The organism is Pseudomonas sp. GW821-FHT07B01 (assembly GCF_059419065.1).
In genome coordinates this window covers 16970-40220 of sequence record NZ_JBWKRA010000035.1, presented here as the reverse complement: position 1 = coordinate 40220, position 23251 = coordinate 16970, and the positions used below count along the sequence as shown (strand labels likewise).

The following is a 23251-nucleotide window of genomic DNA, read 5'->3' as shown; positions in this document are numbered from 1 at the left end:
AGCTCCCTCGCCACAAGTCACTGGTTGTCTGCTCTAGCTCTTAACTGACTGGCATTAGGGCAAGCCCGGCTCCCACAGGGATCTCTACACGTCTGACGGTCTTTTAAAAGGCAAAGGCGCCATCAAACACCGGCTTGTCATCCAGCGCCAATACTCCACTGGCAAAGATCAGGTCCAGGTGATGACTGCCTTTCTGCCCGCCACCCAAGCCCAGGTGCAGCCCGCAGTGACGCTCTTCAAACCCGGCATTGCGCGCATACAGGTCCTTGACCCCTTCATTGGTGCCAATCCCCAACTCCTCCACGCGACGGTTGGACGGGTTGGCATTCAGGTACTTGTTGAAGTCATCTGCCAGCCCCGGCACTTCGCTGGCCACGCTGCAAACGGTGGAGTTCTCGATCCATAACTCCAACGGGGATTGCAGCACGCCGTATTTGCGTGCAAAGGGGATGGTACTGAGGAAGGTGCCGACAAACCGCACCTGGCCGTTGATGGCTTCGCTGTGGGTGGCGATTTCGCCGGGCGCCAGGTCGTGGTTGCCGACGCCGTTGATATTGGTCCACTTCTTGATGCTGCTCATCGGCGCTTCCAGGCGCGAACCGTGTTTGTCGGTAAAGCTCAGCACGTTGGCCTGGGTCATGCGCCGGATCAGTGTGGCGTTGAGGTCGGCGATGCGTTGGGGCTCGACGCTGAAGGTGTCGTAGAAATAGTCGCCGTAATCCTTGAACAGCAGGGATTTTTTCCAGTGCTCGGCCATCACGCCTTGCAGGGCACGGATAAAGTCCGGACCTTCGGCGCGCGGGTTGGGCAGCGTGGAGGAATCATAGAGAAACAGGTACAGGTCGCAGCTTTGAATGGCCTGGGACAGGGTGTCGCTGGGCGCCAGGTCCAGGCGTTGCAGTTGAAAGTTGAAGCGGGCCGCGCTGCCGTGGGTAATCGCTTGGGCGATAGCGTCATAGCGCTCGGTGTGGCCCAGCAACACGGTGGGGCGGTTCAGGCCGTTGAGGGCGGGGTGGTGTGCCAGGTAGTAGAGAAAATGTTCGACGGCGCGGGCCTTGTCCATGACGAGTGTCCTTCTGTGCCTTGGGTAAGGGGGCAGGCGCCGTGCACAGCGCCTGCCGGATGCCTGCCGGGTATTAGAAAGGCCACATCGCGGTGCCAAAAGGCACAACGGCATCGGCTTGCATCATTTCAACGGCGGCCTCATGGGTCGGCGCTTCAAACCAATCGTCGAGTTGCAGTTCGGTTTCCAGGTCTTTTTCCAGTGCTTGCATGGTGTATCTCCTAGAGGACGTTGATTGAGAACGGCTTGCCCACGGGCTTCGCGGGCAAGTGCAAAGAACCTAGAAGAGAGTGTTTCGAAATGCAAAAAATTTATTGACACGGTTTCATTTGGATTTTTTCTTCTGTTTTCCGGCAGATTTTTTTATTCAGGCAAAACAGTGAATTGGCTGAAGCGATTCTTCAGGCATTGCTTACCGACAGAATTTCGTTGAGGGTTGCCAAAGTCTGGCTGTAACGCGGATTTTCCGGGGTGTAACGATAGATTTACGCAACTGCCCTGGCTTTGTTGGGGGGCGCGCCGATGTAAGCATTAGCTGACAGAATCGCTCGTGCACTTTCCCGGTGCGTGCCGAAGCTGTCGAGCGGTGTACAATGCGCCGCGTTTTACTGTGACCCCCCTTGCGTATCCACGCAAAAGGCCAAGACCTCAGGGTTTGATCCCCCTGATCACTCCGCCTGGCCACGAGCCGGACGGGTTCGATTTCGTCACAGATAAAAACAAACAGGTGACGCATGACCATTAGAAAGACGCTGTACTCCTGGTGCCTGCGCTGGGGTTTGAGCGGCGCTGCTTGAGTCGGTAATTCAAGGCAGCAACCTGCATTCAACTCTTCAAACCTTGCGTGAGACCCTTTTCATGAGTGGACCCCATTCTTCTTCAGGCGAGCTGAAACGCGGCCTGAAAAACCGGCATATCCAGTTGATCGCCCTCGGTGGCGCCATCGGCACCGGCCTGTTCCTGGGCTCGGCCGGGGTGCTCAAATCCGCCGGTCCGTCGATGATCCTGGGCTATGCCATCTGCGGCTTTATCGCCTTCATGATCATGCGCCAGCTTGGCGAAATGATTGTCGAGGAGCCGGTCGCCGGCTCCTTCAGCCACTTTGCCCACAAGTACTGGGGCGGTTTCGCCGGCTTCCTGTCGGGCTGGAACTGCTGGATTCTGTACATTCTGGTGGGTATGTCGGAGTTGACGGCCGTCGGCAAGTACGTGCACTACTGGTGGCCGGAGATCCCGACCTGGGTCTCTGCGGCGGCCTTCTTCGTGCTGATCAACGCGATCAACCTGGCCAACGTCAAAGTCTTCGGTGAAGCCGAGTTCTGGTTCGCCATCATCAAGGTGGTGGCGATCGTCGGCATGATTGCCTTGGGCAGCTACCTGCTGGTCAGCGGCAGCGGCGGCCCGCAAGCCTCGGTCAGCAACCTGTGGGAGCATGGTGGTTTCTTCCCCCATGGCGTCGGCGGCTTGGTGATGGCCATGGCGATCATCATGTTCTCCTTCGGCGGCCTGGAAATGCTCGGCTTTACCGCTGCCGAAGCCGACCAGCCACGTACCGTGATCCCCAAGGCGATCAATCAGGTGATCTACCGCATCCTGATTTTCTACATCGGTGCCCTGGTAGTACTGCTGTCGCTCACACCGTGGGACAGCCTGCTGGCGACCCTCAACGCCTCCGGCGATGCCTACAGCGGTAGCCCGTTCGTGCAGGTGTTCTCGATGCTGGGCAGTAACACCGCCGCGCATATCCTCAACTTCGTTGTGCTGACCGCCGCGCTGTCGGTGTACAACAGCGGCACCTACTGCAACAGCCGCATGCTCTTGGGCATGGCCGAGCAGGGCGACGCGCCCAAGGCCCTGGCGAAAATCGACAAGCGCGGCGTGCCGGTGCGTTCGATCCTGGCCTCGGCGGCGATCACTCTGGTGGCGGTGCTGATGAACTACCTGATGCCCCATGACGCGCTGGAACTGCTGATGTCGCTGGTGGTGGCCACGTTGGTGATCAACTGGGCGATGATCAGCTTCTCCCACTTCAAGTTCCGCCAGCACATGAACCGCATTGGCCAGGTGCCGCTGTTCAAGGCGTTGTGGTACCCGTATGGCAACATCATCTGCGTGGCGTTCGTGGTGTTTATTCTGGGCACCATGCTGATGATTCCGGGCATTGACCGCTCGGTGTACGCGATCCCGGTGTGGGTGGCGTTCATGGGCGTTTGTTACTGGGTCAAGAACAAGCGGGCGCAGCAGTCCATGGATATGGCGGTCCCCGCGGTGAAGTAAGCTTCAATGTTGTTGAGCAGACCCGGCCTTGTGCCGGGTTTGTTGTTTGAGGGGATGGCCAAGGTGCATTCGCGTATCCTAGGGCTTCTTCCGGAGGACCGTGTTACATGCTGGTGATTTCCAACAACGTACAGCTGCCCGATGCCGAGATTGAGCTGACCGCCATTCGCGCCCAGGGTGCCGGTGGGCAGAACGTCAATAAAGTGTCGAGTGCGGTGCACCTGCGGTTTGATATTCCGGCGTCTTCGTTGCCGGAGTTCTACAAGGAACGCTTGCTGGCACTGCGTGACAGCCGGATCACCAGCGAAGGCGTGCTGGTGCTCAAGGCCCAGCAATATCGCACCCAGGAGCAGAACCGCGCCGATGCGCTGGAGCGCCTGGTGGAGTTGATCCAGAGCGCCACCAAGGTCGAGAAAAAACGCCGTCCGACCAAGCCTACCCTGGGCTCGAAGAAACGCCGCCTGGAGTCCAAGACCAAGCGCGGCAGCATCAAGGCCGGGCGCGGCAAGGTCGACTTCTAGGCGTCGCGTGTTTCGCGGGCCTTGGGCGCCTGGCGGTACAGGTAGACGCTCAGCAGCAAACCGGCGAAAGCTGCGAGGGCGGCGAACAGGAAGATTGAGGCAAAGCCAAAACCTGCCGCCACGGCGCCCGCCAGCGGCCCGGTGATGCCCAGGGACAAGTCGATAAACAGCGAATAGGCGCCCACCGCCGAACCTCGGCTGGAGGCTGGCACCAGGTTGACCGCCTCTACCCCCAGCGCCGGGAACACCAGGGAAAAGCCGAAACCGCTCAACGCCGCACCCGCCAACGCCAGTTGGGCATCCGGCGCCAGCCACAGCAACAGCAGGCCCAGCACTTCCACTGACAGGCAGGCGATTGCGACGCGAAAACCGCCAATGCGGTTGATCAAATTGCCAAACAGCAAGCGTGCGCCGATAAAACTGGCACCGAACAGGCTCAAGGCCCACACCGCGTTATCCCAGTGCTGGGTGCTGTAATACAACGTGATAAAGGTGGCGATGGTGCCAAAGCCGATGGAGCCCAGCGCTAGCGCGCAACCATGGGGCAGCACGCGGCCCAGCACGTTCATGAACGGCAAACGGATGCCGGGCACAATCGGCGCCGCTTGTTTTTTCCAGGCCAACAGCACACCCAGCACGGCCAACAGAATGATGCTGACGCCCATGCTCCACAGCCCAAAATGGCTGACCAGCAGCACCCCCAGCGGCGCACCGACCGCCAGCGCGCCGTAGCTGGCGATGCCGTTCCAGGAAATAACCTTGGCCGTGTTCGCCGCGCCGACACGGCCAATGCCCCAGCCAATCGCGCCCGAACCCACCAGGCTTTCAGCGCTGCCCAGCACCAGCCGCCCGACCAGCAGGCAGCCGAGGCTCATAGCCGGCAGGCTGGAAAACCACGCCGCAAACAACATGAACACGCCACTCAAACCGCAGCCCACCAAGCCGAGCAGCACGGCGCGCTTGCTGCCCAGATTGTCGATGATCTTACCGGCATAGGGGCGGCTCAGCAGGGTTGCCAGGTATTGCACGCTGATCACCAGCCCGGCGATGACGGCGCCATAGCCCAGCTGGCTATGGACATAGCCCGGTAATACGGCCAGGGGGATGCCGATATTCAAATAGCCGATGAAGGTAAACAGCACGATGGAAACAACTTGCAGCGTGACCGCCATGGGGCGCTGGGTATCTGGCATGGGAGGGATCCACTGTCGCAGCAGGTAAAGATAGGCTGCTAATGATACCGGCGCGCAGGCCAGGCAGGGCGGCAAAAATGTAAAACGTCAGCTCTAAAGCCGATCAAGCTTGGGTGGGGGCCAGCAATTGAGTGGTCACCAGGGCAGCCAAAGCGTTTTCCTGGGTGCCAAAGCGCTTGAGCAGTGCTGCTTGCTTGTCGGCACTGAGGCGGTTCCAGACTTCGACCATCTGCAAGGCAGCGTCGAGTACAGCGGCGTCCGGCGTGTCGGAAGGGGAAGTGGTCATAGTGACGGTCTCGGATGATTCAGGCAGTGTGGAAAGCGCTCAAAGGCGCGCTTTCCACACGGTCTGGTACGGCGTCAGTCTCGGCTTTCGCGCTCGACTGGTTTTGCTTCTTTGGCCTCAGGCTGCTTGTCGCTGGCCTGCTGCGGTGTTGGCTGCTCAGTTGGGTGCAGGCTTGGGAAGGGGAGATTAGGTATCTCGTGCATCGTGGTCGCTCCTCGCAAGGTCTGTTTTTTCAATCGCAGGTGATTCCGCGCTCTCAAAAAGCCTTGGCAGGATACAGCACCGTAAATGACAAAAAGACTTTTATCTCCACAGATGCACAATTTTTAATGGTTCTGGCGCAAGTGACATGAGGTCACACCCCTAGAACGGCACCTTGCCCAGGATCATGTCGCGGTACATCACAAAATCCCCCAGCAAGCTGTAGAACGGGTGCTGAAAGGTGGCGGGGCGGTTCTTTTCGAAGAAGAAGTGGCCAATCCAGGCAAAGCTGTAGCCCGCCAGGGGCAACGCCAGCAGCAGAACCAATGAGCCTCTGCCGATGGCGTACGCGAGAATGCCTATTACCAGGGTGGTGCCGATAAAGTGCAGGCGTCGGCAGGTGCTGTTGCCATGCTCGGCCAAGTAGTACGGGTAGAACTCGGCAAAACTGTTGTATTTCTTGATGTTTTCCACGGTCACCGGCCCTCTGGTTGTTGTGCCGCCAACGGGTGTGCGGCGGGGAGCTTATTTGAGTCTAGAGTGATCAGTGGTAACAGCCAGTGACAATAGATGCCACTTTAGTATCCTTGGCTTCCTGGCTGCCGTTTGAGCCTGCTTTCAACAAGAAGACGCCATGAGCGAACGAACAACTTCTGCAAGCTGGGCGATGGGCATCGTCAAGGCGCTGGAAATGGATGGCCTGGATTGCCGTGCCTTGTTCAAGCAACTGGGCCTGGATTATGCGGCCCTCAGTGATCCCGATGCGCGCTTCCCGCAAGACGCCATGACCCGCCTGTGGCAACGCGCGGTAGAGGTGTCGGGTAACCCGGCGATTGGCCTGAACATGGGCAAGGTGGTGCGCCCGGCCTCGTTTCACGTTGCCGGTTATGCGTTGATGTCCAGCAACACCCTGGCCGAAGGCTTTATGCGATTGGTGCGCTACCAGCGCATCATCGCCGAAAGCGCTGATTTGAGTTTTCGACTGTTACCCGAAGGCTATGCGTTGATTCTGACGGTGCATGGCGATCACCTGCCGCCCACCCGTCAAAGCGCCGAAGCCTCGCTGGCCAGCGCCCTGGCCCTGTGTGGCTGGCTCACCGGGCGCACCCTGCAGCCCCGCAAAGTGCTGCTGCAAGGCGAGCAGCCAGCGGACCTGGCGCCCTACCAACAGGCCTTTCATGCGCCTTTGCAATTCAATGCACCCTATGACGCGCTGATTTTCGAGCAGGCTGACATGGAGGCGCCGCTGCCCACGGCCAACGAAGCCATGGCGCTGTTGCATGATCGCTTTGCCGGTGAATACCTGGCACGTTTTTCCGAAAGCCGCGTGACCCATAAGGCGCGTCAGGTGCTGTGCCGCCTGTTGCCTCAGGGCGAGCCCAAGCGCGAAGCGGTGGCCCAGACGCTGCACCTGTCCCAGCGCACCTTGCAGCGGCGTTTGCAGGAGGAGGGCACCAGTTTCCAGGCCTTGCTTGATGACACCCGGCGCGAACTGGCCGAGCAGTACCTGGCACAACCCAGCATGACCTTGCTGGAAATCGCCTACCTGTTGGGGTTTGCCGACCCGAGCAACTTTTTCCGCGCGTTTCGCCGCTGGTTCGATGCCACGCCCGGTGAATACCGGGCGCGCTTGCAGCAAATGTCGTCGGTCAGTGACGCCAGAACGCCGGAATGCACAACACAAACACGGTGATGATCTCCAGGCGTCCCAACAACATGCCCAGGGACAGGATCCACTTGGCGGCATCCGGCAGGGTGGCGAAGTTGCCGGCCGGGCCGATGGTTTCGCCCAGGCCGGGGCCGACGCCGGAAACGGTACTGGCGGCGCCGGTCAATGCGGTCATCCAGTCCACGCCCAGCAGTGACAGGGCCAGGGCGATCATGCAGATGGTAATGGCGAAGAAAAACGAAAAAGTCAGAATCGAGCGCACGATCTCCTCGTCGAGGCGATGGCCGTTGTACTTCTGCTTGATCACCGCGCGGGGATGGATCAACTGATTCAAGTTGGCTTTGAGCAGGATGTAGGCCACCTGGAAACGGAAGATCTTGATACCGCCTGCGGTGGAGCCTGAGCAGCCGCCGATAAAGCCCAGGTAGAAGAACAGCATCAGTGAGAAGTTGCCCCACAGGCTGTAGTCCCCCAGTGCAAAGCCGGTGGTGGTCACCACAGACGTCACGTTCAGCGCCACATGGCGCAAGGCATCGAGCCAATGCAGGTTGGTGGTCCACCAGTACCAGGTGCCGAGTACCAGCCAGGTCACCAGCAACAGGCCGAGTAAGCCTTGCACCTGCTGGTCCTTGATCAGCGCTCGACGGTTACCGCGCAAAGTGGCCACGTACAGGGCGAACGGCAAGCTGCCAAGGATCATTACCACCACCGCGACCCAGTGCACCGCCGGTTGTTTCCAATGGGCCAGGGACTCGTCCGAGGTGGAAAACCCACCCGTGGAAATCGCCGACATCGCATGGTTGATCGCATCGAACACGCCCATTCCGGCCCACCAGAAGGCTAGGCTGCCGAAGATGGTGATGCCCACATACGCCGCCACGATCAGGCGCGCCACCATGTGTGAACGAGGCATGACCTTTTCCGAGCGATCCGAGGATTCGGTCTGGAACAGGCGCATGCCACCAATGCGCAGCAGCGGCAGGATCGCCACCGCCATGCCGATAAAGCCGATACCGCCGAGCCAGTGCAGCAACGAACGCCACATCAAGATGCCCGGCGACATGCTGTCCAGGCCGCTCAACACGGTGGAGCCGGTGGCGGTGATGCCGGACATGCTTTCGAAGAACGAGTCGGTGTAGCTGATGTGCTGGGTCAGCAAAAAGGGCAGGGCGGCGAAGATGCACACCACCACCCAACTGCTGACCGTCAGCAGGTACATGTCCCTGGGGCGCAGGTGCACGTGCTCGGGGCGGCCAGGAATGACCAACGCCAACCCGGCGATAAAGGTGATCAGGCTGGCCCACAGGAACGAGGGCAGGTCGCTGGTGCGTTCGAAGATCACCAGGGTCGCCATCGGGATCACCATGGCGACCGCAAGGGTGATCAGGAAGATGCCGATGATGAAACCGATGATGCGCAGGGTCGGCAACGCCATGAAGTTCGCTCGGGTGATTGGGCAGAGGCGCCATTCTACCTGCGGTGCAGGTCTTGTAAACCAAGGGCAGCCGGTTGATGGAGAACCCCTGTGGGAGCTGGCTTGCCAGCCGGCGGATATCCACCTGACGCCCCGCAATCCAATGTGGGAGCAGGCAAGCCAGCTCCCACAGGTATAACGGCGGCAGTTATTGCGCGCATGAAAAAGGCGACCCGCAGGTCGCCTCTTTCAACTGCGCTTGATCAGAACTCGTGATCAGCGCTGTCCGGGTTCAGGTCGCTGATGCCCAGCTTGCCAGCAGCGGCTTCGATCGAGCCGGTCTGCTTGACCAGGGCGGCAATCGAGTCACGCACGATCTGGTTGCCCTTTTCATTGTCAGCGGCGATCAACTGGTCGTAGTGCTCGCCGTTGTTGGCGTGGTCAACCATCACCTGGATCTTCGCTTCGGTGGCTGCCAGGTCAGCCTTGAGGGCTGCGTCGGCTGCCGGGTCGACCTTGGCCACCAGAGACGACAGGCTGGCGCCGGTCAGCTTGGTGCCGTCAACACGGGTGTATTCGCCCAGGTAGACGTTACGGATGCCCTTGGCGTCGTAGAAATGCGAGTAATGGGTGTTGTCGCTGAAGCAGTCCTGCTCGTCTTCCGGCGAGTTGGCTTCCAGGGACACTTTCATGCGCTCCCCGGCGAGCTCGCCCAGGGACAGGCTGCCCATGCCGAACAGCATTTTACGCAAGCCGTCGGTGCCCGGTTCCGACTCCAGGGTGGCGCGGTAGTTGTCTTCGACGTTGGGCTTCCAGTTGTCGACCATTTCCTGCAGGTCGCTGACCAGCAGTTGGGTGACGGCACGCAGGTAAGTGCGGCGACGCTCATTGTGACCGCCGGTTGCACCGTCACCGGTCATGTAGTCCGACGCCGGGCGGTTGCCCGCGCCTGGGCCGGTGCCGTTGAGGTCCTGGCCCCACAGCAGGAATTCGATGGCGTGGTAGCCGGTGGCGACGTTCGCTTCGGAACCGCCCAGCTCATTGAGGCTGGCGAGTTTTTCCGGGGTGATCTCCTTGACGTCGACCTTGTCTTCGCCCACCTGAATCTCGTTGTTGGCGATGATATTGGCGTTGGCACCTGGGTTGCCCAGCGCGTGCTCGTAGGACTTGTCGACGTAGTCGATCAGGCCTTCGTCCAGGGGCCAGGCGTTCACTTGGCCTTCCCAGTCATCGATGATGGTGTTGCCGAAGCGGAATACTTCGCTCTGCAGGTAGGGTACGCGTGCGGCGATCCAGGCGGTACGGGCCGCTTTCAGGGTTTCGTCGTTCGGGTTGGCGAGGAAAGTATCGATTGCGGTCTGCAGGGTTTTTGCGGTGGATTCGGCATCGCTGTACACCGCAAACACCATGTCTGCATAGTGCGCGACCACGGCCTTGGCGGCTGCTTCGTCGACCTGGCCTGCCGGGGCAGCCGCCGGTGCGGTAGTGCTGGCGGCAGCGGGTGCCTGGGGCGCGGCGGCCTTGTCTTTACCTTCGCCGCAACCGGCGAGAGAAATGGCAATGGCCAGCAGACTGGCGGTGGCCAGGGGCATACGAATCATGGCGAACATCCTGCTTCGGTTGTTGAAAGGGCGCGCGGGGAGCGCAAACGCTGCGACATAATGCGAAAGATTTGCATTTTGTGTAAAGGCTTATACGCGGGAAATATTGAGTATCGAAGTGTAAATTCAAAGACTCACGGCGTTATTACGTTCGGACTGCTTCAGATAAGCCGTCAACTCCCGGGCCTGCAGCGGTTTGCTGTAGTGATAACCCTGCCCTTCATGGCACCCCTCGGAGATGATGTAGGCCTCCTGTTCGGCGGTCTCCACCCCTTCGGCAATCACCTGCATGCCCAGGCTTTTACCCAATTGGATAATGGCGCGCACGATGGTTGCGTCATCGTCGTCGTCCTGCAGGTCCTGCACGAAGCTCTTGTCGATCTTGATCTTGTCCAGTGGCAGGCTTTTGAGGTAACTCAGGGAGGAATAGCCGGTGCCGAAGTCATCAATGGCGATCAGCGCCCCGGAGCGACGCAGGCTCAGCAGATGCTGAGCGGCGGTGCTAATGTCTTCCATCAGGCCGGTCTCGGTGACTTCCAGCTCCAGACTGCGCGGCGGTAGGCGATAGATCTGCATCAGGTTGTTGACCACCCTCGGCAACTCGGTGTGGTGCAGTTGCACAGTGGACAGGTTGACGGCCATGCGCAGCGCCGTGAAACCCTGGTCATGCCATTCGCGCAATTGCCGGCACGCTTGGTCCAGCACCCATTCGCCAATGGGAATGATGGTGCCGTTCTGTTCCGCCAGCGGGATAAACAAGTCCGGCGGTACCAGCCCATGTTCCGGGTGTTGCCAGCGCAGCAGGGCCTCCACGCCGACCACCTGATGGTCGCGATAGCTGATTTGCGGTTGGTACACCAGGTGGAACTGCTCGCGGCTCAGGGCATCGCGCAGGTCTTTCTCCAGTTCACGGCGCCGGCGCATTTCGCTGTCGACGCTGGCGATATAAAACTGATAGCGGTTGCGCGAGCGGCTCTTGGCCAGGGTCATGGTCTGCTCGGCTTTTTGCAGCAACTTCTCGGTGCTGTCGCCATCTTCCGGAAACAGCGTGATGCCGATGGTGGCGCGCAGGCGGATCAGGTCGTGGTCGAGGGCGAATTCAGCTTCCAGGTCATCGAGGATGCTTTGTGCCAGTTCGGCGGCCTCGTAGGGCTGGTCGATATCGGCTTGCACCAGTGCGAACTGGTCGCCGCCCAGGCGGGCGAGCGTGCCCAGGCGGCCACTATGGGCGCGCAGGCGGTCGGCCAGGGCCAGCAAGAGTTTGTCGCCGGCCTGGTAGGTGAATTGCTCGTTGACGCTCTTGAAGTCATCCAGCCCAACGCATAACACCGCGACACGGCGTTGCCGGCGGCCAGCGTCCGTTAGGATCTTGTCCAGTTGCGCCTGCAACTTCTGGCGGTTCGGCAGGCCGGTCAGGAAGTCGTACTGGGCCATGCGCAACAGGCTGGACTCGGCCTCGTGGCGCAGGTGGGTATTGCGCTCAATGGATTCGAGCAATTGGTTGGCGGTGTTTATCCACTGCCCCAGTTCGTTGCGTTCATGACCCTTGAGCTGAGGGATCTTGTGCTCGCTGGGACGGTCCGGGTTGATCGAGGTCAGGTGCTCGATCATCCGCGACAGCGGTTTGGTGAGCATCCAGTGATACACCAGGTACAGCACCAGTCCCATGACCAGGGCGCGCAATACGCCCGAGATAAAGATGATGACCGAGCTGACCAGAAAACTTCGGCCATAGGTGGCGGTGTCGAGGGTGATGCTCAGGTCGCCGTAATATTCGCTGTAGGGGCCCTTGCCGACCAACGCAGTAGTAAAGGAGCGTTCCTGACCAAGAATCAGGTCGGTCAACCAGCGGCTGGGAGACTGCTGCAACGCGCGGCTTTTTTCCGCCAGCATGGTCTCGTTGGGGTGGCCGATAGAGGCCAGGCGCACAGCATCGTCCTGGAACAGACCTTCGATCACCTGCATGCCCATCTCGCGATCCAGGCTGTACACGGCCTGGGTCGAGGGGTCGCGAAACATGTCGAGGATGCGTTGGGCATCTTCCGCCACGGCCTGGCGCGTCTTGTAGGCATCAAAAACGATCTGCGCCACGCTCAGCGCCACACCCACGATCAATGCCGACAGCAGCACAACCCGTAGCAACTTCACCGACAAGCTGTTCTTGAGTTCCAGCTTCAAAGGGGCATTCCTTGTCTCATGCGGGTGGCCGTCAATATGCCATGAGTATTGGCAATCTGGTGATGGCAGTCAAAGGGACATTCGGGCTTGAGATTAATTGAGGGGAGCTGGATATGCGTGGGGGATACCTGCCTATGTCAGGACGTTTGAGACGTGGGCCGAGGGCCTGGCGTGGGCTGGATGCCTGGCAGAGAAGAAGGCGGAGCAGATCCGCCTTCTACTTGGCTTCGCTCTTAAAAATTGATCTTACCCTCCGGCTGTTGCTCTTCCCCTCCGACCTTTGATTGTTCACCCGCTATGTCTACGAGTTTGCCCGTCAAGTCCAGTGCGCTTTTCGCCAGGTCCATTCCCTTCTCAAGAAGACCGGATAACATTGGCACTGCACCCGCGGCCGTTGAAATAGGATCCATTGTCATTCTCCACATTGATTCAGGAGGTTTATTCCTCCTGGCGTTTGTGTGGTGAATAGTTACCGTTGGGTTCCGGGATTTCTGGCATGGCAATCAGGGCGCCCATGAAAAAGCCCGGCAATCGCCGGGCTCTTTTTACTGCAAGCGTCGCTTAGGCAGTGAAGGTCTTGCCTTCGAACTGCTCAGCCACGAACTTCCAGTTGACCAGGTTCCAGAACGCTTCTACATACTTTGGACGCACGTTGCGGTAGTCGATGTAGTAGGCGTGTTCCCAGACGTCGCAGGTCAGCAGCGGGGTGTCGCCGTTGGTCAGCGGGTTGCCGGCGCCGATAGTGCTGGCCAGGGCCAGGGAACCGTCAGCTTTTTTCACCAGCCAGCCCCAACCGGAACCGAAGGTGCCGACCGAAGTCTTGGTGAACTCTTCCTTGAACTTGTCGAACGAACCGAACGCAGCGTTGATGGCTTCAGCCAGTGCGCCGGTTGGTTGGCCGCCGGCGTTCGGCGCCAGGCAGTTCCAGTAGAAAGTGTGGTTCCAGACCTGAGCGGCGTTGTTGAAGATGCCGCCCGAGGAAGACTTGACGATCTCTTCCAGGGTCTTGCCTTCGAACTCGGTGCCAGGCACCAGGTTGTTCAGGTTCACGACATAGGTGTTGTGGTGCTTGTCGTGGTGGTACTCCAAGGTTTCCTTGGAGATGTGCGGCTGCAGGGCATCGTGTGCGTAGGGCAGCGGCGGCAATTCGAAAGCCATGATGATTCTCCTAATCAGGTCAGTTGCGGTGAGCGCACGGCCGATCACGGGCGGCCAAACATGCGCCGGGGAGTTTGTACTCTTTGCGGCGCAGGGGTCCGATCATAGCACCGGGGGTGCGGCATAACCACGCAACAACTGTGTGGGATAGAGGTTCCAGAGCGTTTTGGAATATTGCTCAGGCACGGATCAGTTGATAGGCCACCGAGAACATCATCGCGGCCACCAGCACGTCCAGCAGGCGCCAGGTGGCCGGGCGTGCCAACCAGGGTGCCAGCCATGCCGCGCCCAGCGCCAGGGTGGAGAACCACAGGAACGAGGCACTGGCTGCTCCGGCTACATAAGCACCCGGTTCGGTTTGTTGCGCGCCCAGGGAGCCGATCAGCAGGACGGTGTCCAGGTAGACATGGGGGTTGAGCAAGGTGACCGCCAAAGCGCTCAGCAGCACGGCGCGCATTGAGCGTGTCTTGAGGCTGTCGCTTTGGTCCAGGCTCTGTTTCGAGCAGGCCCTGCGTAGCGCGCATGCGCCGTACCAGAGCAAGAACGCTGCGCCGCCCCAGCGTGCCACCGCCAGCAGTATCGGGCTCTGCGCCAGCACGGTGGCCAGCCCGAATACCCCAGCGGCCACTAGCAGTGCGTCGCAGATCACACACAACGCCGCCACGGGTAAGTGATGTTCGCGGCGCAGGCTCTGCGCGAGTACGAATGCATTTTGGCTGCCGATTGCCATGATCAACCCGAGGGCCACCAGCAAACCGTTCATATAGCTTTGCCACATAGAGGGAGATCCTTGTTGATGCTCAAACGATGCTGGCTATGGTGCGGGTCGGGGCTGTATAAGAAAAACCAATATTGCTGATCGCTCATTAGAGAAACTGATGTTCGACTATAAATTGCTTTCCGCCTTGGCGGCGGTGGTGGAACAAGCCGGCTTTGAGCGCGGTGCCCAGGTGTTGGGGCTGTCGCAATCAGCCATCTCCCAACGCATCAAGCTATTGGAGGCGCGCGTCGGCCAGCCGGTGTTGATACGGGCCTCGCCGCCAACGCCCACCGATATCGGTCGGCGCCTGCTCAACCATGTGCAGCAGGTGCGTTTGCTGGAGCGTGACCTGCAAAGCCAGGTGCCGGCCCTGGACGAGGAGGGCATGCCTGAGCGCCTGCGCATTGCCCTGAATGCCGACAGCCTCGCCACTTGGTGGGCCGAGGCAGTCAGCGACTTCTGCGCCGAACAGCATGTGTTGCTGGACCTGGTGGTCGAAGACCAGACCGTGGGCCTCAAGCGCATGCGCGCCGGTGAAGTGGCGGCCTGCATTTGTGCCAGCGAGCGTCCTGTGGCCGGTGCTCGCAGCCTGTTGCTGGGCGCCATGCGTTATCGGGCGCTGGCCAGCCCGGCCTTTCTGGCGCGGCATTTTCCTGGAGGCGTGCGGGCCGACCAATTGGCGCGCACGCCTGCGCTGGTGTTCGGCCCGGATGATTTCCTGCAGCACCGCTACCTGGCGTCCCTGGGAGTGGACGGTGGTTTCGAACACCATCTATGCCCGTCATCCGAAGGCTTTATCCGCCTGACGGAAGCCGGCCTGGGCTGGGGCCTGGTGCCTGAATTGCAAGTGCGTGACCAGTTGGAAACCGGCGTGTTGGTCGAGTTATTGCCAGATAAGCCCATCGATGTGCCGCTGTACTGGCATCATTGGCGCAGTGGCGGGCAACTGTTGGGCTTGTTGACCGACCATCTGGCCGATGTGTGTGGTCATTGGTTGGTGCCGTTGGAGTGATGGCGCGCGTCAAGGCAAGAGCGATGAAAAACGAAAGAACACGGAGTACGACATGAAAATTCTGGTCACCGGCGCAAGCGGCTTCATTGGCGGGCGCTTTGCGCGCTTCGCCCTTGAACAAGGCCTGGACGTGCGGGTCAACGGGCGGCGCGCCGAGGGTGTGGAGCACCTGGTACGGCGCGGTGCCGAGTTTATCCAGGGTGACTTGAATGATGCCGACCTGGTGCGCGACCTGTGCCGCGATGTCGAAGCCGTGGTGCATTGCGCCGGCGCCGTCGGGCTGTGGGGCAAGTACCAGGACTTCCACCAGAACAATGTGCTGGTCACCGAAAACGTCGTCGAGGCCTGCCTGAAACAGCGCGTCGGGCGCCTGGTGCACCTGTCGTCGCCGTCTATCTACTTTGACGGTCGCGACCATCTGGGGCTCACCGAAGAACAAGTGCCCAAGCGTTTCAAGCATCCCTATGCCGCTACCAAGTACCTGGCCGAGCAGAAGGTGTTCGGCGCCCAGGAGTTCGGCCTGCAAGTGATAGCCCTGCGCCCACGCTTTGTCACCGGGGCCGGCGATATGAGCATCTTCCCGCGCTTGCTGAAAATGCAGCGCAAGAATCGTCTGGCGATCGTCGGCGACGGTTTGAACAAAGTCGACTTCACCAGCGTGCACAACCTCAACGAGGCGCTGCTCAGCAGTTTGCTCGCTACCGGCTCGGCCCTGGGCAAAGCCTACAACATCAGCAATGGCGCACCGGTGCCGATCTGGGATGTGGTGAACTACGTGATGCGGCAGATGGAACTGCCCCAAGTGACCCGCTATCGATCCTACGGTTTGTCCTACAGCGTGGCGGCGTTGAACGAGGCATTCTGCGCGATGTGGCCGGGGCGGCCGGAACCGGCGTTATCGCGTCTGGGCATGCAAGTGATGAATAAAAACTTCACCCTCGACATCAGTCGCGCCAGGCATTATCTCGACTACGAGCCCAAGGTCAGCCTGTGGGCCGCGCTCGACGAGTTCTGCAGTTGGTGGAAAGCCCAGGACCCGGGCCGCCAATAACCTCATAAGCAGCAACACTTCGGGAACCCAATTCCAGGTTCCGAGTCGATCCACGCGCCGGGAGTGCGGTTTATACTCCTGCCGCTCGGCTTTACAGCCAGCCATCTCATTGATTCAGGGTAGATTCATGCGTAACGATGCTAAAGACGACTTCGACAACGTTCCCAGCCTGCGGGCCGACCTTGGGGATGACGATGATTTCGTGCCGACCCCCGCCACGTCGGTGCGTTCGCGAACGACGCCCGTGGTCAAGGTCAAGAGCGCCAGCACTGGCCCGTTGTGGGCACTGGTCGGCGCGCTGTTGATCGCCTTTGCGGGCCTGGCCTGGTGGAGCTTCCAGCAGATTTCCCTGATGGGCCAGCAGTTGGTTGCCACCCAGGAAAGTTTTGCCCGCATCAGCGAGGAAGCGGCAGGACGGCTACAGGCGATTTCCGGCAAGGTCGTGGCCAGCGAAGCGAATGTGAACAACGGCAGCGAAGCCTTGAAGCTGCAGATCAAGCAACTGGAAGCCCAGTTGCAGGAGCAGGGCAAGCAACAGTTGGGCGTCGCCGGTCAAACCACCGAACTGGACAGCCGCCTGGCCCAGATGAGCGCCAGCAACACCGAGCTGACAGCGGCCAATACCAAGCTACAAGGCCAGGTGCAGGCCCTCACTGACGCGGTCACCAGCCTCACGGCAGCACAGGCCGAGATCAAGGGCCTGGCCACCGATGTGGCGGCCTTGAAGAAACAAGGCAACCCAAGCGCGGCCATCGCCCGCCTCGAGCAGGACGTGCTGGTGCTCAAGAGCGCTCAGGAAAACCAGCCGGCCAATATCGACGCGCCGACCAACAAGGAATTCGACGTGTTCCGCATCCAGACCACGCGCAATATCACCACTTTGCAGAGCCAGGTGCAGAACTTGAATCAGCGTCTCAATGCGCCTGCTGCGGCCACACCACTGGGTCAATGAACGCGAAATCGTCCTCTGTAGGAGCGAACAAGCTCGCTCCTACATGGATTGTCACCGCTCGGTGACATTTCTTCTCCCCTTCGTTACTTGCCCATCCCGCGCCCTTGTTTAGACTCCGGTCATCCCAAAAAAACAATAAGGGCCACCCATGACCACCCATCCACTGCCTGCCAGCAGTTGGCTGAATGCACCTGCCCATCACGCTTGGCTCGCCGCAGAAGGCCAGCGCCTGTTGGCGTTCGCCAAGGCATCGCGCCTGCCGGACGGGTTCGGCAACCTCGACGATAAAGGCCAGTTGCCGGCCAATGCCCGCGCCGAAACCATGAACACCGCGCGCATGACCCACAGCTTTGCCATGGCCCATGCCATGGGGTTGCCAGGTTATGCCGAGCTGGTGGCGCACGGTGTGGCAGCGCTCAGCGGCCCGCTGCGTGACAGTGAGCACGGTGGCTGGTTCGCCGCGCCCCGGGCGGCTGATGGCAACGCCGGCAAGGCCGCCTACCTGCACGCCTTCGTGGCCCTCGCCGCCAGCTCTGCCGTGGTGGCCGGCGCGCCGGGTGCGCACACATTAATGAACGACGCCGTCCATATCATCGACCAGTTCTTCTGGAGCGAAGAGGAGGGCGTCATGCTCGAATCCTTTGCCCGGGACTGGAGCGGCGTCGAAGCCTATCGTGGCGCCAACAGCAACATGCACGCCACCGAAGCTTTCCTGGCATTGGCCGATGTCAGTGGTGATACACGTTGGCTGGACCGTGCGCTGCGCATCGTCGAACGGGTGATCCACACCCACGCCGCTGGCAACCAGTTCATGGTCATCGAACATTTCGATGCGCACTGGAAGCCGTTGCTCGGTTACAACCAAGACAACCCTGCCGATGGCTTTCGCCCCTACGGCATCACCCCCGGCCATGGTTTCGAATGGGCGCGGTTGCTGCTGCACCTTGAAGCTGCGCGCCTTGAGGCCAGGCTCTCCACGCCGGGCTGGCTGGTGAGCGACGCCAAAGGCCTGTTCGCCAGTGCCTGCGAGTACGCCTGGGCGGTGGATGGTGCGCCGGGCCTTGTCTACACTTTGGATTGGAACCAGCGCCCGGTGGTACGCGAGCGCCTGCACTGGACCCATGCTGAAGCCAGCGCCGCCGCTCAGGCGCTGCTCAAACGTACCGGGGAGCCGCATTACGAAATCTGGTACCGACGTTTCTGGGAGTTTTGCGAAACCCACTTCATCGACCGGCTCCAGGGCAGTTGGCACCACGAACTCAGCCCGCACAACCAACCCAGCAGTAAAATCTGGGGCGGCAAACCTGACCTGTACCATGCCTGGCAAGCGGTCGTGCTGCCTGCACTGCCCTTGGCACCCAGCCTGGCCAGTGCATTGGGCAGCGGTTGTTATGTCACCAGATGGTGACATTTGTACGTCCCTTTGTTACCTGCGCCCCGAAAATCCATGTTTAAACTCCGTGCAGCGCAAGCTCTAGACTTGCATGCATAACAACAAGAAAAGGTACTCAGATGAACGCGATTAATCGCCTCGCCGTCGCTATTTCCATTGCCTCGTTGTTCCCCCTCAGTGCATTTGCCGCCGACTCCAAAGGTACGGTGGAAGTGGTGCATTGGTGGACCTCCGGCGGTGAAAAAGCGGCTGTGGATGTCCTGAAGGCCCAAGTTGAGAAAGACGGCTTTACCTGGAAAGACGGTGCTGTAGCAGGCGGCGGTGGCGCCACTGCCATGACTGTGCTCAAAAGCCGCGCGGTTGCTGGTAACCCGCCAGGCGTTGCCCAGATCAAAGGCCCCGATATCCAGGAATGGGCGTCGACTGGCCTGCTCGACACCGACGTGCTCAAAGACGTCGCCAAAGAAGAAAAATGGGATTCGCTGCTCGACAAGAAAGTCTCCGACACCGTGAAATACGACGGTGACTACGTGGCAGTGCCGGTGAATATCCACCGCGTGAACTGGCTGTGGATCAACCCGGAAGTCTTCAAGAAAGCCGGCATCACCAAGAACCCAACCACTCTCGAAGAATTCTATGCAGCGGGCGACAAGCTCAAGGCTGCAGGCTTCATTGCGCTCGCCCACGGCGGCCAGCCTTGGCAGGACAGCACCGTGTTCGAAGCGGTGGTGCTTTCGGTAATGGGCGCTGATGGCTACAAGAAAGCGCTGGTCGACCTGGATAACGGCGCACTGACCGGCCCGGAAATGGTCAAGGCCCTCACCGAGCTGAAGAAAGTCGCGACCTACATGGACGTCGACGGCAAGGGCCAGGACTGGAACCTGGAAGCTGGCAAGGTCATCAACGGCAAGGCCGGCATGCAGATCATGGGTGACTGGGCCAAGTCCGAGTGGACCGCCGCCAAGAAAGTCGCTGGCAAGGATTATGAGTGCGTAGCGTTCCCGGGCACTGATAAAGCCTTCACCTACAACATCGACTCCCTGGCGGTGTTCAAGCAGAAAGACAAAGGCACAGCTGCGGGTCAGCAGGACATCGCCAAAGTTGTGCTGGGTGAAAACTTCCAGAAGGTGTTCAGCATCAACAAGGGCTCGATCCCTGTGCGTAACGACATGCTGACCAAGATGGAATCCTACGGCTTTGATTCCTGCGCCCAGACCGCCGCCAAGGACTTCCTGGCCGACGCCAAGACTGGCGGCCTGCAGCCAAGCATGGCGCACAACATGGCCACCACCCTGGCGGTGCAAGGTGCGTTCTTTGATGTCGTGACCAACTTCATCAACGACCCGAAAGCCGACCCGGCCGACACGGCCAAGAAGCTTGGCGCGGCGATCAAGTCGGCCAAGTAACACCCTATGTAGGAACCCGGCTTGCTGTGGCGAGGGAGCTTGCTCCCGCTGGGGTGCGAAGCGCCCCCAAAGACAGCGTCTGCTTCGCAGCCGAGCGGGAGCAAGCTCCCTCGCCACAAAGGCGGGTTCCTGCAGGCTGTAGTCCTTTTTCCCTGTACTGGATTTTCCCATGAGTTCTGTTGCTGTGTTCAGCAAGGCCTCGCCATTCGATGTGCTGCAGCGCTGGCTCCCTAAACTGGTGCTGGCGCCGAGCATGTTCATCGTGCTGGTGGGCTTTTATGGCTACATCCTGTGGACGTTCGTGCTGTCGTTCACCACCTCGACCTTCCTGCCCAGCTACAAATGGGCGGGCCTGGCGCAGTATCAGCGGCTGTTCGATAACGACCGCTGGTGGGTGGCGAGCAAGAACCTGGCCGTGTTCGGCGGCATGTTCATCGGTATCACCCTGGTGATCGGCGTGCTGCTGGCGATCTTCCTCGACCAGAAAATCCGCCGCGAAGGCTTTATCCGCACCATTTACCTGTACCCGATGGCGCTCTCCATGATCGTCACCGGTACCGCCTGGAAATGGCTGCTCAACCCGGGCATGGGCCTGGACAAACTCCTGCGGGACTGGGGCTGGGAAGGCTTCCGTCTCGACTGGCTGATCGACCCGGACCGCGTGGTCTACTGCCTGGTGATCGCCGCTGTGTGGCAAGCCTCGGGCTTTATCATGGCGATGTTCCTCGCCGGCCTGCGCGGTGTTGATCAGTCGATCATCCGCGCTGCGCAGATCGATGGCGCAAGCCTGCCGCGTATCTACTGGAGCGTGGTGCTGCCGAGCCTGCGCCCGGTGTTCTTCAGTGCGGTGATGATCCTGGCGCACATTGCGATCAAGAGCTTCGACCTGGTGGCGGCAATGACCGCAGGCGGCCCGGGCTACTCGTCCGACCTGCCGGCTATGTTCATGTACTCGTTCACCTTCAGTCGCGGCCAGATGGGCATGGGTTCGGCCAGTGCAATCCTGATGCTCGGTGCGATCCTCGCGATCATTGTGCCGTACCTGTATTCCGAGCTGAGGACCAAGCGCAATGACTAGTCTCGCCACCAAACCTGCCATCAGCCTGAGCCGCATCGCGATCTACGCGGTGCTGATCCTGGCGGTGCTGCTGTACCTGGTGCCGCTGGTGGTGATGCTGCTCACCAGCTTCAAGACCCCGGAAGACATCAGCACCGGTAACCTGCTGAGCTGGCCCACCGTGGTCAGCGGCATCGGCTGGGTCAAGGCCTGGGCCACCGTGGATGGCTACTTCTGGAACTCGATCAAGATCACCGTTCCTGCTGTGCTCATCTCTACCGCCATTGGCGCCTTGAACGGCTACGTGCTGTCGTTCTGGCGCTTCCGGGGTTCGCAGCTGTTCTTCGGCCTGCTGCTGTTCGGCTGCTTCCTGCCGTTCCAGACTGTGTTGCTGCCCGCGTCGTTCACCCTCGGCAAGATGGGCCTGGCCAGCACCACCACCGGCCTGGTGTTTATCCACGTGGTCTACGGCCTGGCGTTCACCACGCTGTTCTTCCGTAACTATTACGTGAGCATCCCGGATGCGTTGATCAAGGCAGCACGCCTGGACGGAGCGGGTTTTTTCACCATCTTCCGCCGGATCATCCTGCCGATGTCGACGCCGATCATCATGGTCTGCCTGATCTGGCAGTTCACCCAGATCTGGAACGACTTCCTGTTCGGTGTGGTGTTCTCCAGCGGCGATTCCCAGCCCATCACGGTGGCGCTGAACAACCTGGTCAACACCAGTACCGGGGCCAAGGAATATAACGTGGATATGGCGGCGGCGATGATCGCCGGGCTGCCGACCCTGCTGGTCTATGTGATCGCAGGCAAGTATTTCGTGCGCGGCCTCACGGCCGGCGCGGTCAAGGGGTAATCATGGCTACGCTTGAACTTCGCAATGTAAACAAGACCTATGGCGCCGGCCTGCCCGACACCTTGAAGAACATCGAATTGTCGATCAAGGAAGGCGAGTTCCTCATCCTGGTCGGCCCGTCGGGCTGTGGTAAATCCACGCTGATGAACTGCATCGCCGGCCTTGAGACCATCACCGGCGGCGCGATCATGATCGGTGATCAAGACGTGAGCGGCATGAGCCCCAAGGACCGTGACATCGCCATGGTGTTCCAGTCCTACGCGCTGTACCCGACCATGAGCGTGCGCGAGAACATCGAGTTCGGCCTCAAGATCCGCAAGATGCCGCAAGCCGACATCGACGCTGAAGTGGCGCGCGTGGCCAAGTTGCTGCAGATCGAACACCTGCTCAACCGCAAGCCGGGCCAGTTGTCCGGTGGCCAGCAACAGCGCGTGGCCATGGGCCGTGCCCTGGCGCGTCGGCCGAAGATCTACCTGTTCGACGAACCGCTGTCCAACCTCGACGCCAAGCTGCGCGTCGAGATGCGTACCGAAATGAAGCTGATGCACCAGCGTCTGAAAACCACCACCGTCTATGTGACCCACGATCAGATCGAAGCGATGACCCTGGGCGATAAAGTGGCGGTGATGAAGGACGGCATCATCCAGCAATTCGGCACGCCGAAAGAAATTTACAACGACCCTGCCAACCTGTTTGTGGCAAGCTTTATCGGTTCACCACCGATGAACTTCGTTCCCATGCGCCTAAAACGCCAGAACGGTGGTCTGGTCGCGCTGCTCGACAGCGGCCAGGCCCGTTGCGAGCTGCCGTTGAGCATGAATGACGCAGGGCTTGAAGATCGCGATGTGATCCTCGGCCTGCGCCCGGAGCAGATTGTGCTGGCGGCGGGCGAGGGCAATGGCTCCTCAAGCATTCGTGCCGAAGTCCAGGTCACAGAGCCGACCGGCCCGGACACCCTGGTGTTTGTGCAGCTCAACGACACCAAGGTCTGCTGCCGTTTGGCGCCGGACGTGGCACCGCAAGTGGGCGAGACCCTGACCTTGCAGTTCGACCCGGCCAAGGTATTGCTGTTTGACGCCAAGACCGGTGAGCGGTTGGGCGCAGTGGCTTCATTGCCGGCACAGGGGCATGCCGACAATGTGACCCAGTTCAAGGGCCGTTAAGCAAGATAAGTGATTGTTTTAATTAAAAAATGTAACC

At 60.2% G+C, this 23251-nt stretch carries 22 protein-coding genes; 12 read left to right on the top strand and 10 right to left on the bottom strand.

Annotated features, from left to right (window positions below):
* Window positions 1-103: 103 nt before the first annotated feature.
* Together AC07S6_RS25825 and AC07S6_RS25820 are read right to left on the bottom strand one after the other, a co-directional pair.
* Window positions 104-1063 (bottom strand): M29 family metallopeptidase, encoded by a 960-nt coding sequence (locus AC07S6_RS25825; RefSeq protein ID WP_197884143.1) that lies wholly within the window; start codon window positions 1061-1063, stop codon window positions 104-106.
* A 73-nt stretch (window positions 1064-1136) separates the two neighbouring features.
* A complete protein-coding gene (locus AC07S6_RS25820; RefSeq protein WP_003237751.1) occupies window positions 1137-1274 on the bottom strand; it encodes a hypothetical protein in 138 nt (45 codons plus the stop codon).
* Window positions 1275-1921: 647 nt separating this feature from the next.
* On the opposite strand from AC07S6_RS25820, the gene AC07S6_RS25815 reads away from it, so the two are divergent.
* A complete protein-coding gene (locus tag AC07S6_RS25815) occupies window positions 1922-3340 on the top strand; it encodes an amino acid permease (RefSeq protein WP_014719679.1) in 1419 nt (472 codons plus the stop codon).
* 107 nt (window positions 3341-3447) lie between these two features.
* Window positions 3448-3861, top strand: coding sequence for an alternative ribosome rescue aminoacyl-tRNA hydrolase ArfB (gene arfB, locus AC07S6_RS25810; RefSeq protein ID WP_003193787.1), 414 nt, complete (start codon window positions 3448-3450; stop codon window positions 3859-3861).
* Here arfB and AC07S6_RS25805 read toward each other — a convergent pair.
* Both AC07S6_RS25805 and AC07S6_RS25800 read right to left on the bottom strand, forming a co-directional pair.
* Window positions 3858-5054, bottom strand: coding sequence for an MFS transporter (locus tag AC07S6_RS25805; protein WP_197884144.1), 1197 nt, complete (start codon window positions 5052-5054; stop codon window positions 3858-3860). The genes arfB and AC07S6_RS25805 overlap by 4 nt on opposite strands.
* 103 nt (window positions 5055-5157) lie before the next feature.
* Complete coding sequence (locus AC07S6_RS25800; RefSeq protein ID WP_014719677.1) at window positions 5158-5340, bottom strand: hypothetical protein; 183 nt, start codon at window positions 5338-5340, stop codon at window positions 5158-5160.
* Window positions 5341-5354: 14 nt separating this feature from the next.
* On the opposite strand from AC07S6_RS25800, the gene AC07S6_RS25795 reads away from it, so the two are divergent.
* A complete protein-coding gene (locus AC07S6_RS25795; RefSeq protein WP_495113309.1) occupies window positions 5355-5693 on the top strand; it encodes a hypothetical protein in 339 nt (112 codons plus the stop codon).
* A 10-nt stretch (window positions 5694-5703) separates the two neighbouring features.
* On the opposite strand, the gene AC07S6_RS25790 is transcribed toward AC07S6_RS25795, so the two are convergent.
* Window positions 5704-6015: an Mpo1-like protein gene (locus AC07S6_RS25790; protein ID WP_060763606.1), complete on the bottom strand. Its 312-nt coding sequence runs from the start codon at window positions 6013-6015 to the stop codon at window positions 5704-5706.
* A gap of 160 nt (window positions 6016-6175) precedes the next feature.
* Here AC07S6_RS25790 and AC07S6_RS25785 point away from each other — a divergent pair, with 160 nt between their 5' ends.
* The gene (locus AC07S6_RS25785) at window positions 6176-7234 is read left to right on the top strand and encodes an AraC family transcriptional regulator (protein ID WP_034128534.1); all 1059 of its coding nucleotides are present in this window, start codon (window positions 6176-6178) and stop codon (window positions 7232-7234) included.
* Here AC07S6_RS25785 and AC07S6_RS25780 read toward each other — a convergent pair.
* The 5 genes from AC07S6_RS25780 to AC07S6_RS25760 all read right to left on the bottom strand — a co-directional run bounded on the left by AC07S6_RS25780 (window position 7191) and on the right by AC07S6_RS25760 (window position 14339).
* Window positions 7191-8645 (bottom strand): TrkH family potassium uptake protein, encoded by a 1455-nt coding sequence (locus tag AC07S6_RS25780; RefSeq protein ID WP_003193780.1) that lies wholly within the window; start codon window positions 8643-8645, stop codon window positions 7191-7193. The two genes, AC07S6_RS25785 and AC07S6_RS25780, sit on opposite strands and share 44 nt — an antisense overlap.
* Window positions 8646-8887: 242 nt before the next feature.
* The gene (locus AC07S6_RS25775) at window positions 8888-10225 is read right to left on the bottom strand and encodes an imelysin family protein (RefSeq protein ID WP_014719674.1); all 1338 of its coding nucleotides are present in this window, start codon (window positions 10223-10225) and stop codon (window positions 8888-8890) included.
* A 126-nt stretch (window positions 10226-10351) separates the two neighbouring features.
* Window positions 10352-12403 (bottom strand): putative bifunctional diguanylate cyclase/phosphodiesterase, encoded by a 2052-nt coding sequence (locus AC07S6_RS25770; protein WP_313043478.1) that lies wholly within the window; start codon window positions 12401-12403, stop codon window positions 10352-10354.
* Window positions 12404-12964: 561 nt separating this feature from the next.
* Complete coding sequence (locus AC07S6_RS25765; protein ID WP_003175739.1) at window positions 12965-13561, bottom strand: superoxide dismutase; 597 nt, start codon at window positions 13559-13561, stop codon at window positions 12965-12967.
* A gap of 178 nt (window positions 13562-13739) precedes the next feature.
* Window positions 13740-14339, bottom strand: coding sequence for a LysE/ArgO family amino acid transporter (locus AC07S6_RS25760; protein WP_197882604.1), 600 nt, complete (start codon window positions 14337-14339; stop codon window positions 13740-13742).
* Window positions 14340-14439: 100 nt separating this feature from the next.
* Here AC07S6_RS25760 and AC07S6_RS25755 point away from each other — a divergent pair, with 100 nt between their 5' ends.
* From AC07S6_RS25755 to AC07S6_RS25720, 8 genes are all read left to right on the top strand, one after another.
* On the top strand, window positions 14440-15333 hold the full coding sequence (locus AC07S6_RS25755; protein WP_054896698.1) for a LysR family transcriptional regulator ArgP: 894 nt from the start codon (window positions 14440-14442) through the stop codon (window positions 15331-15333).
* Window positions 15334-15385: 52 nt separating this feature from the next.
* Window positions 15386-16384 (top strand): NAD-dependent epimerase/dehydratase family protein, encoded by a 999-nt coding sequence (locus AC07S6_RS25750; RefSeq protein WP_034128528.1) that lies wholly within the window; start codon window positions 15386-15388, stop codon window positions 16382-16384.
* A 127-nt stretch (window positions 16385-16511) separates the two neighbouring features.
* Window positions 16512-17336, top strand: a complete 825-nt coding sequence (locus AC07S6_RS25745; RefSeq protein WP_490615000.1) for an ATPase — start codon at window positions 16512-16514, stop codon at window positions 17334-17336.
* Between the two features lie 148 nt (window positions 17337-17484).
* Window positions 17485-18744, top strand: coding sequence for a D-mannose isomerase (locus AC07S6_RS25740; protein WP_495113308.1), 1260 nt, complete (start codon window positions 17485-17487; stop codon window positions 18742-18744).
* A 104-nt stretch (window positions 18745-18848) separates the two neighbouring features.
* Window positions 18849-20135: an ABC transporter substrate-binding protein gene (locus tag AC07S6_RS25735; protein ID WP_003193767.1), complete on the top strand. Its 1287-nt coding sequence runs from the start codon at window positions 18849-18851 to the stop codon at window positions 20133-20135.
* A gap of 169 nt (window positions 20136-20304) precedes the next feature.
* On the top strand, window positions 20305-21213 hold the full coding sequence (locus tag AC07S6_RS25730; RefSeq protein WP_003193765.1) for a carbohydrate ABC transporter permease: 909 nt from the start codon (window positions 20305-20307) through the stop codon (window positions 21211-21213).
* Entirely contained in the window at window positions 21206-22051 is an 846-nt protein-coding gene (locus AC07S6_RS25725; protein WP_034128525.1) for a carbohydrate ABC transporter permease, read from the top strand. Before AC07S6_RS25730 ends, AC07S6_RS25725 begins: the two co-directional genes overlap by 8 nt.
* Window positions 22052-22053: 2 nt before the next feature.
* Window positions 22054-23214, top strand: a complete 1161-nt coding sequence (locus AC07S6_RS25720; protein WP_057975129.1) for an ABC transporter ATP-binding protein — start codon at window positions 22054-22056, stop codon at window positions 23212-23214.
* The last annotated feature ends 37 nt before the right edge of the window (window positions 23215-23251 follow it).